The sequence below is a fragment of the Hyphomonas sp. genome (assembly GCF_013823385.1).
Lineage (GTDB): Bacteria > Pseudomonadota > Alphaproteobacteria > Caulobacterales > Hyphomonadaceae > Hyphomonas.
In genome coordinates this window covers 1-14378 of the sequence record NZ_PNMA01000010.1, presented here as the reverse complement: position 1 = coordinate 14378, position 14378 = coordinate 1, and the positions used below count along the sequence as shown (strand labels likewise).

Genomic DNA, 14378 nt, shown 5'->3' with positions numbered 1-14378 from the left:
GTCGATCTCCATCGAGGCCGCGACGGGCGCGGGCTCGAAAGCCAAAAGGAGAACTGACATGGCCACCATCGGAACCTTCAAGAAGTCCGCCAACGAGTACGTCGGCGAAATCGTCACCCTCAGCGTTCAAGCGAAGAATGTAAGGATCATCCCGGAAGAGGATCGCGCGAACGACAACGCACCCAGCCACCGCGTCTTCGTCGGCCGAGTCGAGATCGGCGCCGCCTGGTCCAAGCGCTCGAATGAGGGCCGCGACTATCTGAGCCTCAAGCTCGACGATCCGAGTTTCACCGCTCCGATCTACGCCAACCTCTTCGACGACACCGTCATCGAAGGCGAAGAGAGCTACAGCCTTATCTGGTCGCGGTCACGCCGCCAGAGCGGCGATTGACGCCCCGACAGCCCCGCCCGGTCTTCCCAGGCGGGGCTGCCATCATGCCTCTCGGCTTTTCCGCTGATCGTCCAAGAGTTCGGCCGGTTTGACGTCAAGTGCCTCGGCCACGTGCCAGAGGGTGATGATAGTGACGTTCTGCTGCCCGCGTTCCATCGCGCTTATATGAGCGCGGTCAACGCCCATCCTATCCGCCAGAGCGGCCTGGCTGAGGCCGGCTTTTTCCCTAAAATACTGAAGGTTCGCGCCAAATACTTCCCGAATATCCATCCGCCAGTAAAATGCGGATCGCGTATTTTAATGCGACGCACTATAATACGCGGCGAACGACGCGGCCGCCACGAAGCTGCAACCAACCCGGCGACGTTTGCGCCGCCTGCGCTTGCTAGGTTATGGTTTCCAGTTCATTAATAATATGGGCCAACTTGCAAGGATTTCGCATGCCCTCGAGACAGCACAGGATCGCCGACGCGCCACCGAACGATGCGGCTGTGACGGTCTATGATCGCAATCACCTGAAGCTCTATATGCGCCTGCTCGATGCAAGTGAGGCCGGTGCAACGCTTGAAGATGTGGCGTCGCTCTTGCTCGGTATCGACGCCAACAAGGAGCCGGAACGTGCGCGCCAGGTCCACGACAGTCATCTATCCCGCGCTCGTTGGATGACCGAACAAGGCTACCGAGATCTTCTCAAGAATGGTCTTCCCGCAGGTTGATCGGCGTGCGGGCACCATGCGTAAAAGACGACGCCAGTGGCCACACAGCGCAACCGCTGGTATAAAGCGTAATATCCCGACTGACTGACGCAATTCCATGCGCCAGTTTGCGATTGGGAGGATTTCGCAATGCCGTCAGATTGGCGCGACGACAAGCAGTATGATCACTTCGATGATCTCGGTGTCTCCGGGCTCGCTTGGGAATGCCTTCGTCGGAACTCGCGCTATCGTGATGACTACGAGCTAATGCGGGAGGGCGGCGGCGCTCCAGCAGACTGGGGGTTACGATTTCGCTGTAAACCCACAGCTCAACGCACTCAGCGCTCCGATTTTCTGGCTTCCAACCGCAGCACCCGCCGTCGTTCAACTGATCGATGCTCTTCCGGACGTGGGCTTGACCTCTGCCAATCCAGCCGCGCGCATCGCATATCAGAAGATCGACGACGACGGGATTTCTTGGGTTCGGCTTAAAAACGGCGTTAATCTCGTTGGTAATTTGCTCAGTGATCGCCCCGTTGGCCTGCTACTTCCGCTAGATGACGACTGGGCAGTTCGGCTAGCCGCCGCTGATCGCCTATATCACCAACTTGTGGAGCGCGACCTGCATCCGCCTATCACGCGACAGCGACGCGAACGCCTGAAACGAGCCCTGCGAACAATCGACGGCCGCCAGCGCGGGGCCAGTTATCGCGCCGTCGCCACAGTCTTTTTTGGAGCCGCCCGCGTGTCCGCTGAGCCATGGAAGACCAGTTCGCTAAAGGCTCAAATCGCCCGCCTTGCTGCCTACGGACGAATGATGATCGATCATGGGTACAGGAATTTGCTGAAAGGGCAATCTCGGTAGGGGCAGGAAAATTGATCAGTAAATATGCTTCTCACGTCCATAATGCGCGCCTACTGGGCGATCTTATTACCGTGTCCTACACCTTAAGATTTCTAACACCAAACGATACCTCTTCACACTCCGTTCTCATGCCCCCCAAAGGGGAGTGACGTTTTCGCCGCGCGCTGATCGTCATCCCTCCCGGCGCGCATCTTACGCTTTTCTCGTCTCCGACAGTCCCGCGCTTCCCGAAGCGGGATGGCCTAACCGGAGACGCGACCCATGCCCGATCCCAATGCCGGACTTCCCCCACGCTATTTGAGAACGCCGGAAGCGGCCCATTTTCTCGGCCTTTCGGGGCGGACGCTCGAAAAACACCGGACCTATGGCACGGGGCCACGCTACTCGAAGATCGGCGGGCGCGTCGTCTACGCGATCGAGGATCTGCAAGCCTGGGTCAGCCGGGGAGAGAAGAACTCGACCTCGGACGACACGGGCGACGAGGTGTTGCCCGCCAAGCGGCATGCAGCGATCTCGCCCGCCTATGCACGGAAGGCCCGCTCATGAGCGGCGGGGCCACTGTCGAACTCGTCTGGATCGAGAAGCAGATCGAGCACTGGATTCGCTTCGGCCGGATCGTGCGGACAACGATCCAGAGCCGCAGTGGCAGCACCGTCGCTTTCGATCCCGGCGCCGTCTTCGCCTTCGTCCGCTGGCAGGCGAACGACTTCGGGACTACGGAAAGCCGGATCGACATCCTGCGTGCGCCCCGACCGGGTGAGTCCTATGCGACCGTGCCGCAGGTGACACCCGGCGGCGATAGCCTGCTGCGCCAGTCCGGCTGGCTCAAGGTCGAACGGGTTCTTCAGTTCGCCGATGCGATCGAAGCGCTCGGCATCGACCCGGCCGACGCCGCGCCGGACTATTGGCGCCACGTTCACAACAGGCTGTCAGCAGGCCTGGAGCCGCGAGGCTACACAGCCGCTCAACATCGCGCCTGGCTCCTGCGCCAAGCCTGTCCACCCGATCCACTGACATTGCGAGCCGCGTCGGCGGGGAGCGTGTCATGACCCGGTTCGGATACGTCATGACGACCTATTTCTCGGTGCTCGCGATCGGCGGACTGGCCTTCGTTCATGTGAGCCCCAAGCTGATCTGGAACGCGTCCGCAAGCGCGCCCATCGGGCTATACGCCGTTGCGTCGGACGACGATCTTGCCGTAGGCGATCTGGTCGTCGTCGATCCGCCGGAATCGCTTGCGACCTATCTCGCCGAGCGCGGCTATCTGCCCGAGGGCGTACCGCTCCTCAAGCACGTCGCTGCGCTTCCCGGACAACGTGTCTGCCGCGATGGCGCCGCTGTCGCTGTCGACGACATCCCCCTGGCGCAGGCCCAGCCGAGCGACCGCTTCGGACGCGACCTGCCCGTTTGGCAGGGCTGCCACTTCGTCGCCAAGACGGAACTCTTCCTCCTGAATCCAAGCCATCCCGACAGTCTCGACGGTCGCTATTTCGGCGCACTCCCGGCAGACGCCGTGATCGGGCGCGCCGTTCCGATCCTCACCGATGAAGACGGCGACGGCCACTATGTCTGGCGCGCCGATCACGACGCCGACGCTCTCGAAAATTCTTCCGACCGCAAATGAAAGGAACTGCCCCATGGCTCAGATCGGTCAATTCACCCGCACAGAAACCGGCTTCACCGGACGCCTTCACACGCTCATTCTCTACCGAGAACTCACCCTCGTCCCGGCAACATCGTCGGACAGCGAAAACGCGCCCGACTATCGCATCCATCACGGCGATCACGACGGACCGGAGATCGGCGCCGGCTGGAAACGCACCGGCGAGAAGGCTGGTGAATACATCTCTTTGCAGATCGACGACCCGACCTTCGCATTTCCGATCCGCGCCAATCTCTTCAAGACCGACGCCGAGGACGGACATTGGGCGCTCTATTGGAACCGCCCCGCAAAGCGCCCCGAGAAACGCGATGAGCGCGGCTAGACCGTCTCGGCGCTGCGCTATTATGGCGAAGTTCCTCCTCTGCGGTCTGCTCTCCGGCGTGGTTGTCTCTCACGCCGTATCAGCAGAGACCGCGTCCTCCAGGACGGAACAAGGCGGCAATTCCTATGCTGCCTATATCGCCGAAGCTGCGCAGCGCTTCGGCTTCCCGGCGCGTTGGATCCTCGCTGTCATGCGCAGGGAAAGCGCCGGCGACGTGCGCGCCGTCAGCGAAAAAGGCGCGATGGGGCTGATGCAGATCATGCCCGATACCTGGGATGAGCTGCGCGCGCGTTACGGTCTGGGGCGCGACCCGTTCGATCCTCGCGACAACATTCTGGCGGGCGCCGCTTATCTCCGTGAACTGCATGACCGCTTCGGATCGCCGGGCTTCCTCGCCGCCTACAATGCGGGACCGACACGCTATGCCGAGCATCTAGCTACAGGCCGACCGTTGCCCCGAGAAACCCGCGATTATGTTGCGGCGTTGGCGCCGCTCCTCGGCGCGTCGGTTGCAGCAGAACGGCGAGAACCGAGCGCAATTCTGACCGTGGACTGGCGCGCGGCGCCGCTCTTTTCCGCTCGTACCGACCGACAAACGCCTGCTGATGAAACGCATCTGAGCAGTGGCGCAGGCACTTTTCCTTCACACACATCCGGCGCATCGGACGGTCTGTTCCCGCCAACTGGAAACGGGGATCGGCGATGATCCCGCTGATCGCACTCTCGCGCGGTCCGTCGCGCGATGGCGTGTTTCCGGGAGGGAGGACGGGGACGGAAGGCGCAACAACAACGGGAGGGCGAGATAAAAGGCGCGGCACGGATACGCGCTATGTCGTTGTTGTTGTTGGGTATTTCGCCCGCTGCGGTCATGGGCACAGTGCCGCCCCACGGCTCAACCCACTGTTTTTATGCGGGTTTCACCGTGCCGCGCGCTTTCAAGCGGGCGCTTTGTCATGAGCGACCGCGATAATGACATGCGCATCCGGCCCGGCCGCATCCGCAACAAGGGGACAAGCGCCCGGAAGGCGCAAAGCTTTGTCGGCCAGGTAATGGGCGCCGCCCGCAAGGCCGGACACACCGGATACAAGCTGAACGGTTCGAAAGGACGCGGGCGCGGATCGCAATTCGGCCGGGGCCGTTTCGCCGGCGCAGCGCGCGGACTGTCACGCACCCAGCGGCGCGTCGTCATCAAAGCGCGCGTCGTCCGTCATCGTGGCGCACGTTTCCGTTCCGCCCCGCTCGCCAAACACATCGCCTATCTGAAGCGTGAAGGCGTGACCCGTGACGGGCGTGATGCGGGCATGTTCAACGCCGAAGCAGACAGCGTCGATGATCGCGCTTTCGCAGAGCGATGCGAAGAGGACCGGCATCATTTCCGCTTCATCGTCTCGCCTGAAGACGCCGACCGCCTCGAAGACCTGCGCGCCTACACACGCGACCTGATGAGCCAGGCCGAGCGCGATCTCGGCACGAAGCTTGACTGGATCGGCGTCGATCATTGGAACACCGACAATCCGCACATCCATGTTCTCGTGCGGGGCCGAGCCGATAACGGCAAGGACCTCGTCATCGCCCGCGACTATATCAGCCGAGGGTTCCGCAGCCGCGCCGAGCAACTGGTCGAACTGGAGCTCGGGCCGCGCGCCGAGCAGGAGATCGCATCCGAACTTCAGGCGGAGGTGAAAGCCGAACGCTGGACGGGTCTTGACCGCGCGCTCCAGGGGCTCGCCGATGACGGTGCCGGGGTTGCTGATCTGCGTCCCGGCTCCCCGGAACCGCGCGATCCGGAGCTGCGCAAACTCCTTATTGGTCGCGCCCAGACGCTGGAAGGGCTCGGCCTCGCCGACAGGCTCGCCCCGGCGGTTTGGTCTCTGAAACCGGGCGCACAGGAAACGCTGCGCGATCTCGCCGAGCGTGGCGACATCATCAAGACCATGCACCGCGCCATGTCCGGCGGACCAGGGCGCGCACAAACGGACTTCGCGATTGAGGACACACCGACTGCCCCAGTACTTGGACGGTTGGTCGAGCGCGGGCTGCATGACGAGTTGCGCGGCGAGGCCTATGCCGTGATCGACGCCGTGGACGGCAGCGTCCATCATCTGCGCTTCAACGATCTCGACGCCACGGGCGACACGCCCGAAGGCGGGATTGTCGAGACGCGGGTCTGGCGCTCGGACAATGGCGGCCGTCAGCGCATGGCCCTTGTCGGCCGCTCCGACCTCAACCTCGAAACCCAAATCGGCGCGAGTGGTGCGACCTGGCTCGATCGGCTGCAACTCGCCAAGACCCAGGCGCCGCTCAGCATGGGCGGCTTCGGCGCCGAAGTTCGCGAAGCGCTCGACCGGCGCGCCGATCATCTCGTCGCCGAGGGGCTCGCGACCAGAAATGGTCGGCGCGTCACCTTCGCCCGCGACCTCCTGAAGACGCTGCGCGAACGAGAGCTCGACGCTGCGGCGGCGCGTGTCGAAACCGAGACAGGCTTGCTTCGCAGAAATTCTGCAGAAGGCGATCGCATCTCGGGAACCTATCGCCGGCGTCTCGATCTCGCCTCAGGCCGTTTCGCCATGGTCGATAGCGGCCTCGGCTTCGAACTCGTCCCGTGGAAACCCCAGCTCGAACGCCATCTCGGCCAGACCGTGACGGGAACGATGACGCCGGGTGGTGGGATCGACTGGAGCCTCGGCCGCAAGCGCGGGCTTGGCATCTGAGCATCACCCCGGAAGGAAAAGACATGCCGATCAAGACACAGCCAACACAGGCCACCAAAATCCTCTGGGGCCAGATCATCATCGTCTCGCTCGTTGTGGTCGGTTTCATCTGGACCGCAACACAGTGGACCGCATGGCGGCTCGGCTTTCAGCCTCAGCTCGGCGCGCCGACGACGGACATTCTCGGATGGCCGATCTATCCGCCCTGGAGCTTCTTCGTCTGGTGGTATTTCTACGACGCCTATGCGCCGCGTGTGTTCGTCGAAGGCGCGATCATTGCCGGCAGCGGCGGGATCGCCGCGATCGGTGTCGCGATTTTCCTCTCCGTCCTCCGGGCTCGCGAGGCGCGCGACGTAACCACCTACGGCTCAGCCCGATGGGCGGAGCGGAAGGACGTTGAATCGTCCGGGTTGCTTGCCGCGGACGGCGTCGTGCTTGGCCGCTTCGAGAACCACTACCTCCGGCATGACGGCCCGGAGCATGTGCTCTGCTTCGCGCCAACCCGCTCGGGCAAGGGCGTCGGCCTCGTCGTCCCGAGTCTCCTGACCTGGCCGGGCTCGGCCATCGTCCATGACATCAAGGGAGAGAATTGGCTGCTCACCGCCGGGTGGCGGGCGCGGTTCACCCGCACCATCCTGTTCGATCCGACCGACGCGAAGAGCGCGGCCTACAATCCACTGCTCGAAGTCCGGCGCGGCGACAGCGAAGTACGCGACGTCCAGAACGTCGCCGACATCCTCGTCGATCCGGAAGGTCTGCTCGAACGCCGGAACCATTGGGAGAAGACTAGCCATTCGCTGCTCGTCGGCGCGATCCTCCATGTCCTCTACGCCGAGGCGGACAAGACGCTCGCCGGCGTCGCCGCCTTCCTCTCTGATCCGGGCCGGCCGATCGAGGCGACGCTCGCGGCGATGATGCGCACACCGCATCTTGGCGACCGGCCGCATCCGGTCGTGGCGCAGGTGGCGCGCGAACTCCTCAACAAGTCGGAAAACGAACGCTCCGGTGTTCTGTCTACGGCGATGAGTTTTCTGGGCCTCTATCGCGATCCCGTCGTCGCCAGGGTCACGAGCCGCTGCGACTGGCGGATCAAGGATCTGGTCTCTGGCGCGCGGCCGACCACGCTCTATCTCGTCGTGCCGCCCTCCGACATCAGCCGCACAAAGCCGCTCGTCCGGCTTGTGCTGAACCAGATCGGACGTAGGCTGACAGAAGAGTTGAACGCCAATCGCAAGCGCCATCGCCTGTTGCTGATGCTCGACGAATTTCCGGCGCTCGGGCGGCTCGACTTCTTCGAAAGCCAGCTCGCGTTCATGGCGGGCTATGGATTGAAGGCCTTCCTCATCGCGCAGTCCCTCAATCAGATCGAGAAAGCCTATGGCCAGAACAACGCCATCCTCGACAACTGCCATGTCCGGGTGAGCTTCGCGACCAATGACGAACGTACTGCCAAGCGCGTGTCCGATGCCCTCGGCACGGCGACCGAGATGCGGGCAATGAAGAACTATGCCGGGCACAGATTGTCGCCCTGGCTTGGCCATCTCATGGTCTCCCGGCAGGAGACCGCGCGGCCTTTGCTGACTCCCGGCGAGATCATGCAATTACCGCCGGATGATGAAATCGTGCTCGTCTCCGGCGCGCCGCCGGTCCGGGGCAAAAAGGCGCGCTACTATACCGACCCACAGCTCAAGACACGCATCCTGTCACCGCCCAAACTGATGGCCGAACCGACCGTATCGAAAGAGTTGCAGGCAGATGATTGGAGTGACCGCGCACCCGTCGCCGCGCCAAAGCCAAGGAAGAGGGCCTCCAGCGATGCGGGCGAAGATGCAGACGGCGGCATTCGCCGTGAGCCGGAACTGCCCGAGCATGAAGACATCGCGCCGGAGCCGGCACCATCTGCGCGAGAAGAGTTCGCGGGTCTCGATGATGAAACGGATGATGACGCTCAGCGGGCTCGCCAGATGCAGGGCCGATTCCGCAGCATCGCCCGGCAGGCCTCGCTTGATCCCGATGACGGCATCGAACTTTGAGGCCCGCCATGAAGAAAGATCGGCTCAATGTGTATTTCGATCCAGCTTTATCAGCGGAGCTCGACACGCTGGCGGCGCGGCGCAAAGTTTCGAAATCCCAGATCGTGGAAGCGGCGCTTGCCTCCTACCTTTCCCCCGACGCTGCGGATCAGCGCGAGGCTGCGATTACGCGACGTCTCGACCGGCTGACCCGCGCCGTCGAACGGCTCGAACGCGACGTGACGATCGGCAACGATGCGATAGCCTTGTTCATCCGGTTCTGGCTCACGACGACTCCGCCATTGCCAGATACGATGCGCGATGCCGCGCAGGCGAAAGGCCGCGAGCGGTATGAAGGCTTTGTAGAAACGCTCGGTCGGCGGCTCGCAAAGGGTAACACCTTCGCCAAAGAAGTGTCGCAAGATTTCACACCGAAAGAGTAAATCTACAGCCTGTTTCCCAGGTATTTTGAAGTGAACTGTTTCGACCGTTTTTCGCTTTCTCCTGCCGTTGCGCGCCGTAGTACTACTACGCCTTCAAGGCTGTTGCCGATCAGCCTTTAAAGGTCTTCTTGATCGACCCCGTAATCCAATGCGGGGCCGCCAATGACCGTCCATACATTCAAATCCGAAGCGCTCGCCCGTGGCGCGCGCATGCTCAGAACCGCTCTGGGGGCCGACGTCGCCGCATGGCTCGAAGACCCTGCGGTTGTCGAGGTGATGCTCAATCCGGATGGCCGCCTCTGGGTCGACCGCCTGAGCGAAGGCCTCGCCGACACCGGCGAAGAGCTTTCCGTCGCTGACGGCGAACGCATCGTCCGTCTGGTTGCGCACCATGTCGGCGCAGAGGTTCATGCTGGCGCTCCGCGTGTGTCCGCGGAGCTGCCGGGAACAAGGGAGCGGTTCGAGGGGCTTCTGCCGCCTGTGGTCGCCGCCCCGGTCTTCGCGATCCGCAAGCCGGCCGTCGCGGTCTTCACACTCGAAGACTATGTCCGCGCCGAGATCATGCCAGACGATGCGGCGGCGGCATTGTGCGACGCCATCACATCCCGCGCCAACATCCTTGTCGCTGGCGGCACCTCGACCGGCAAGACCACGCTCACCAATGCATTGCTGGCGGAAGTCGCCAAATCCTCCGACCGCGTCGTTCTGATCGAGGACACACGCGAGCTCCAATGCCTGACGCCGAACCTTGTCGCTCTGCGGACCAAGGATGGCGTCGCGTCGCTTTCCGATCTCGTTCGCTCCTCGCTGCGCCTGCGGCCTGACCGCATCCCCATCGGCGAGGTGCGCGGGGCTGAGGCGCTCGATCTCCTCAAAGCCTGGGGCACCGGCCATCCCGGCGGCATCGGCACCATCCATGCCGGTTCAGCGCTCGGCGCGCTGCGCCGCCTCGAACAGCTCATCCAGGAAGCCGTCATCACCGTGCCCCGCGCGATGATCGCCGAGACAATCGACCTGATCGCCGTCCTCTCGGGGCGCGGATCGGCGCGCCGACTTTCCGAACTCGCCCGCGTCGAGGGCCTCGATGCGACCGGGGACTACCAGATCCAACCGCTTCTTCACCCCAGGACAGGAGACCATCCATGACCAAAACCACAATTCTCTATCCGCGCTGGCCGCTTTACGCGACGGCGCTCGCGTTCAGCCTTTTGCTCGTCGCGCCCGCCCATGCGGCGGGCTCGGGCATGCCCTGGGAGGCGCCGCTCCAGTCAATCCTGGAATCCATTGAAGGGCCGGTCGCCAAGATCGTCGCGGTGATCATCATCATCGTCACAGGACTGACGCTCGCCTTCGGCGACACCTCCGGCGGTTTTCGCCGCCTCGTGCAGATCGTCTTCGGCCTCTCCATCGCCTTCGCGGCGTCGAGCTTCTTCCTGTCATTCTTCTCGTTCGGCGGCGGAGCGCTGATCTGATGCGCGAGCTGGCCGACATTCCGGGCTTTTACGCGCCCGTCCACCGCGCCCTGGTCGAACCGATCCTGCTCGGCGGCGCGCCCCGCACGGTCGCCATCGCCAACGGCACGCTCGCAGCAGCCGTCGGACTTGGCCTTAGGCTCTGGGTGGTCGGGATCGCACTCTGGCTTGTCGGCCATCTCCTCGCGGTCTGGGCCGCAAAACGTGATGCCCAGATCGTCGATGTTGCGCGCCGGCATCTTCGTTTCCCAACCTGGTTCGGAGTCTGAGCGATGATGCGCCTCGCCGAATATCGCTCGACCGCCTCGCTATTGGCAGATTTTCTTCCGTGGGCGGCGCTCGTCGCGGAGGGCGTCATCCTCAACAAGGATGGCAGTCTGCAACGCACCGCACGGTTTCGGGGGCCTGACCTCGACTCCGCGACACCGTCAGAACTCGTCGCCGTGTCCAGCCGGCTCAACAACGCCCTTCGCCGGCTCGGATCGGGCTGGGCGGTGTTCGTCGAAGCGCAGCGGGCGCCGGCGCGCGACTATCCGCTCTCACATTTTCCCGATGCCGTTTCCGCCCTCGTGGACGCGGAACGACGCGCCCAGTTTGAAGATGCGTCCAGACATTTCGAAAGCAGCTACTTCCTGACTTTCGTCTGGATGCCGCCGCTCGACGATACGAGCCGCGCGGGACGATGGCTCTATGAGGACGCGCCCGACAGCAGCCTCAACCCGCGAGAGCATGTCGAGAGTTTTATGGCGCGAACGGATCGCCTGCTCGATCTCCTCGACGGCTTCATGCCGGAGGCCGCCTGGCTCTCAGACGAAGAGACACTGACCTTTCTGCATTCGACCGTGTCGACGCGTCGTCAACGCCTGCGCTTGCCCGAAACGCCGATGCATCTCGATGCGCTCCTGGCCGATAGCGCGCTTGTCGGCGGGTTGGCGCCGAGTTTGGGCGGGGCGCATCTGCGCAGCCTCTCCATCATCGGATTCCCCACGGCCACATGGCCGGGACTGCTGGATGAGCTCAATAGCCAACCCTTCGAATATCGCTGGGTCACGCGCGCTATCTGCCTCGACAAGACCGACGCGACCAAACTGCTGACGCGCATCCGCCGGCAATGGTTCGCCAAGCGCAAATCCATCGCCGCGATCCTGAAAGAGGTGATGACCAATGAGGCGTCGACGCTGCTCGATAGCGACGCGGCGAACAAGGCCGCCGACGCCGATGAAGCCTTGCAAGAGCTCGGCGCCGACATAGCGGGCGCCGCCTACATCACCGCTACGCTGACCGTCTGGGATGAGGACGAAGCCGTCGCGGACGCCAAGCTAAAGGCGGCGGAAAAAGTCATTCAGGGTCGTGACTTCACCTGCATGCCCGAGACTTTGAACGCCATCGAGGCGTGGCTCGGCTCGTTGCCCGGCCATCTCTACGCCAATGTCCGTCAACCGCCGGTCTCCACGCTCAATCTCGTCCACATGATCCCGATATCGGCAGTCTGGGCAGGACCGGCGCGCAATGATCATCTGGACGGACCTCCACTCTTTTACGCGGAGACGGAAGGCTCGACTCCGTTCCGCTTTTCACCCCATGTCGGCGATGTCGGGCACACGCTGGTCGTCGGTCCGACCGGGTCGGGCAAATCCGTGTTGCTGGCGTTGATGGCGCTGCAATTTCGTCGCTATGCGGGCGCGCAGATCTTCGCCTTCGACTTCGGCGGCTCGATCCGCTGTGCGACCGTCGCCTGTGGTGGCGACTGGCAGGATCTCGCCGGCGCGCTTTCGGATGACGAAGCCGCCGTCCAGCTTCAGCCGCTGCGCAACATCGACGATATCGGCGAACGCGCCTGGGCGCAGGACTGGCTGTCCGGCCTGATCGCGCGAGAAGGCGTCACCATCGATCCGGTCGCGCGGGATCATCTCTGGTCGGCGCTGACCTCGCTCGCCTCGGCGCCTGTCGCAGAACGAACGCTCACGGGGCTATCCGTCCTGTTGCAGTCGACCGAACTCAAACAGGCGCTCACGCCATTCTGTCTTGGCGGCCCCTTCGGGCGTTTGCTCGACGCCGAAACAGAAGAACTCGGAACAGCCGATTTCCAGGCCTTCGAGACCGAAGGGCTGATCGGATCGGCCGCGACGCCGGCCGTGCTCGCCTATCTGTTCCACCGGATCGAGGATCGCCTCGATGGACGTCCGAGCCTCATCATCGTCGATGAAGGCTGGCTCGCGCTCGATGACGGGACATTTGGCGGCCAGCTCCGCGAATGGCTTAAGACTCTAAGGAAGAAGAACGCCTCCGTCCTCTTCGCCACGCAATCGCTCGCCGACATCGACAATTCCGCGATTGCGCCCGCCATCATCGAGAGCTGTCCAACGCGCATCTTCCTGCCGAACGAGCGTGCCTTCGAGCCGCAGATCGCCGACATCTACCGCCGCTTCGGCCTCAATGAACGCCAGATCGAGATCGTCGCGCGGGCCATGCCGAAGCGGGACTATTACTGCCAGTCGCGCCGCGGCAATCGGCTCTTCTCGCTCGGTCTCGGCGAGGTCGCGCTCGCCTTCACGGCCGCATCGTCGAAGACCGATCACGCCGCCATCACCGACATCCTCTCCGAACACGGACGAGACGGCTTCGCCGCAGCCTGGCTCGCCCGTCGCGGTCTCGATTGGGCCGTCGAACTGCTCGGCCAAACACCTGATCCGATCCCATCCCCTCAAACCACGGAGACTACTCATGCGTAAGAAACTCGCCGCCCTCATGCTGACCGGAGCCATCGCTTTGGCGCCGATGCAACCGGCCTATGCGCTATTCGGCGTCGGCGACGTCGTCATCGATCCGACCAACCTCGCGCAAAATATTCTCACCGCCGCACGCACCCTCGAAATGATCAACAATCAGATCACGCAGCTTCAGAACGAGGCGCAGATGTTGATCAACCAGGGACGCAACCTCGCAAACCTGCCGCACTCATCGCTGGCGCGTCTGCGGTCGATCATGCAGCAGACGGAAGATCTGCTGGGCGAAGCGCAGCGCGTTGGATACGTCGTCTCCGAAATCGAACGCGTCTTCTCAGAACAATATGGAGACGCCGCAGCAACCGGCGATTTCGCCGCCATGAACGCCAATGCCGAGGCGCGCTGGCGGACCTCGGTTGCAGGCTATGAAGACGCGTTGAAGGTCCAGGCCGGCGTCGTCGGCAATATTGAAGCGACGCGCACGGAATTGAGCACTCTCGTCTCGCAAAGCCAGGGTGCGGTCGGCACCTTGCAGGCGGCGCAGGCCGGCAATCAACTTCTCGCCCTGCAAAGCCAGCAGATGACGGACCTAACCGCCGCCATCACCGCGCAGAACCGCGCGGACGCGCTGGACGCGGCTCGGCGCGCGTCCGCTAAAGCGCAGGGGCGCGAGAACCTCAATCGCTTCCTCGACTACGGGACCGGCTACACGCCAACCGCCGTCAGCATGTTCCGGTAATACCCGTGCGCAATTCTCCCGACCAAATCATCAGGCCCGTCGCCATCGCCTTGGGCGGGCTCGCTGCGCTCTTCGCCGCGGTTGAGCTGGCGAATACGGTCACTCCGGAAACGCCATCGGTTCCTCCCGTGACCAACAATCCTTTGCAGGCGGAACTTTCTCGCTGCCGAACGGTGACGCCGGAAGAGCTGGAAATCGACACGATGTGTCGCGCCGCCTGGGCAGAGCAACGCCGCCGATTTCTCGGGCTTCCCGGCGACGATCCCGAGAAGGAGTAGGATATGGGCGGTGTTGGCGTCATTGACCGGTTCCTGCAGGTCTTCACCTCCTACATCGACA

19 protein-coding genes are annotated in these 14378 nt (G+C 63.3%); 18 read left to right on the top strand and 1 reads right to left on the bottom strand.

The genetic code is table 11. The features are described from left to right. Positions 1-58: 58 nt before the first annotated feature. On the top strand, positions 59-391 hold the full coding sequence (locus C0456_RS07990; protein ID WP_009802162.1) for a DUF736 domain-containing protein: 333 nt from the start codon (positions 59-61) through the stop codon (positions 389-391). A gap of 42 nt (positions 392-433) precedes the next feature. Here the strand turns inward: C0456_RS07990 and C0456_RS07985 are convergent, their stop codons facing one another. After that, complete coding sequence (locus tag C0456_RS07985) at positions 434-661, bottom strand: helix-turn-helix transcriptional regulator (RefSeq protein WP_009802161.1); 228 nt, start codon at positions 659-661, stop codon at positions 434-436. A gap of 170 nt (positions 662-831) precedes the next feature. On the opposite strand from C0456_RS07985, the gene C0456_RS07980 reads away from it, so the two are divergent. The 17 genes from C0456_RS07980 (at position 832) to trbK-alt (ending at position 14317) form a co-directional block, all read left to right on the top strand. After that, positions 832-1107 (top strand): DUF2285 domain-containing protein, encoded by a 276-nt coding sequence (locus tag C0456_RS07980; protein WP_009802160.1) that lies wholly within the window; start codon positions 832-834, stop codon positions 1105-1107. Between the two features lie 129 nt (positions 1108-1236). Further along, positions 1237-1578: a DUF6499 domain-containing protein gene (locus tag C0456_RS20910; protein WP_366080137.1), complete on the top strand. Its 342-nt coding sequence runs from the start codon at positions 1237-1239 to the stop codon at positions 1576-1578. Continuing rightward, complete coding sequence (locus C0456_RS07975) at positions 1502-1951, top strand: DUF2285 domain-containing protein (RefSeq protein ID WP_158085768.1); 450 nt, start codon at positions 1502-1504, stop codon at positions 1949-1951. The genes C0456_RS20910 and C0456_RS07975 overlap by 77 nt, the downstream gene beginning before the upstream one ends. A 261-nt stretch (positions 1952-2212) precedes the next feature. After that, positions 2213-2497, top strand: coding sequence for a helix-turn-helix domain-containing protein (locus C0456_RS07970; protein WP_009802159.1), 285 nt, complete (start codon positions 2213-2215; stop codon positions 2495-2497). Further along, positions 2494-3000 (top strand): DUF2840 domain-containing protein, encoded by a 507-nt coding sequence (locus C0456_RS07965; protein ID WP_009802158.1) that lies wholly within the window; start codon positions 2494-2496, stop codon positions 2998-3000. Before C0456_RS07970 ends, C0456_RS07965 begins: the two co-directional genes overlap by 4 nt. Beyond that, positions 2997-3575: a S26 family signal peptidase gene (locus C0456_RS07960; RefSeq protein WP_009802157.1), complete on the top strand. Its 579-nt coding sequence runs from the start codon at positions 2997-2999 to the stop codon at positions 3573-3575. The genes C0456_RS07965 and C0456_RS07960 overlap by 4 nt, the downstream gene beginning before the upstream one ends. 13 nt (positions 3576-3588) lie before the next feature. Continuing rightward, entirely contained in the window at positions 3589-3936 is a 348-nt protein-coding gene (locus C0456_RS07955; protein WP_084399898.1) for a DUF736 domain-containing protein, read from the top strand. 22 nt (positions 3937-3958) lie between these two features. Further along, on the top strand, positions 3959-4642 hold the full coding sequence (locus C0456_RS07950) for a lytic transglycosylase domain-containing protein (RefSeq protein WP_112062388.1): 684 nt from the start codon (positions 3959-3961) through the stop codon (positions 4640-4642). A gap of 247 nt (positions 4643-4889) precedes the next feature. Next, on the top strand, positions 4890-6647 hold the full coding sequence (locus C0456_RS07945; protein WP_009802154.1) for a DUF3363 domain-containing protein: 1758 nt from the start codon (positions 4890-4892) through the stop codon (positions 6645-6647). Between the two features lie 23 nt (positions 6648-6670). After that, positions 6671-8680 carry a conjugal transfer protein TraG gene (locus C0456_RS07940; protein ID WP_127566788.1) on the top strand — a complete coding sequence of 670 codons (2010 nt, stop codon included), beginning with the start codon at positions 6671-6673 and terminating at the stop codon, positions 8678-8680. A gap of 8 nt (positions 8681-8688) precedes the next feature. Continuing rightward, the gene (locus C0456_RS07935) at positions 8689-9102 is read left to right on the top strand and encodes a CopG family transcriptional regulator (RefSeq protein WP_009802152.1); all 414 of its coding nucleotides are present in this window, start codon (positions 8689-8691) and stop codon (positions 9100-9102) included. 162 nt (positions 9103-9264) lie between these two features. Continuing rightward, positions 9265-10248 (top strand): P-type conjugative transfer ATPase TrbB, encoded by a 984-nt coding sequence (gene trbB / locus C0456_RS07930; protein ID WP_112062325.1) that lies wholly within the window; start codon positions 9265-9267, stop codon positions 10246-10248. Continuing rightward, positions 10245-10574: a TrbC/VirB2 family protein gene (locus C0456_RS07925; protein WP_009802150.1), complete on the top strand. Its 330-nt coding sequence runs from the start codon at positions 10245-10247 to the stop codon at positions 10572-10574. Before trbB ends, C0456_RS07925 begins: the two co-directional genes overlap by 4 nt. Continuing rightward, complete coding sequence (locus tag C0456_RS07920; RefSeq protein WP_009802149.1) at positions 10574-10843, top strand: VirB3 family type IV secretion system protein; 270 nt, start codon at positions 10574-10576, stop codon at positions 10841-10843. Before C0456_RS07925 ends, C0456_RS07920 begins: the two co-directional genes overlap by 1 nt. A gap of 3 nt (positions 10844-10846) precedes the next feature. Then, positions 10847-13306 carry a conjugal transfer protein TrbE gene (gene trbE / locus C0456_RS07915; RefSeq protein WP_112062326.1) on the top strand — a complete coding sequence of 820 codons (2460 nt, stop codon included), beginning with the start codon at positions 10847-10849 and terminating at the stop codon, positions 13304-13306. Beyond that, positions 13299-14039 carry a P-type conjugative transfer protein TrbJ gene (trbJ, locus tag C0456_RS07910; protein ID WP_009802147.1) on the top strand — a complete coding sequence of 247 codons (741 nt, stop codon included), beginning with the start codon at positions 13299-13301 and terminating at the stop codon, positions 14037-14039. Before trbE ends, trbJ begins: the two co-directional genes overlap by 8 nt. Positions 14040-14044: 5 nt before the next feature. Beyond that, positions 14045-14317 carry a putative entry exclusion protein TrbK-alt gene (gene trbK-alt / locus C0456_RS20905; protein ID WP_009802146.1) on the top strand — a complete coding sequence of 91 codons (273 nt, stop codon included), beginning with the start codon at positions 14045-14047 and terminating at the stop codon, positions 14315-14317. Positions 14318-14378: the final 61 nt, after the last annotated feature.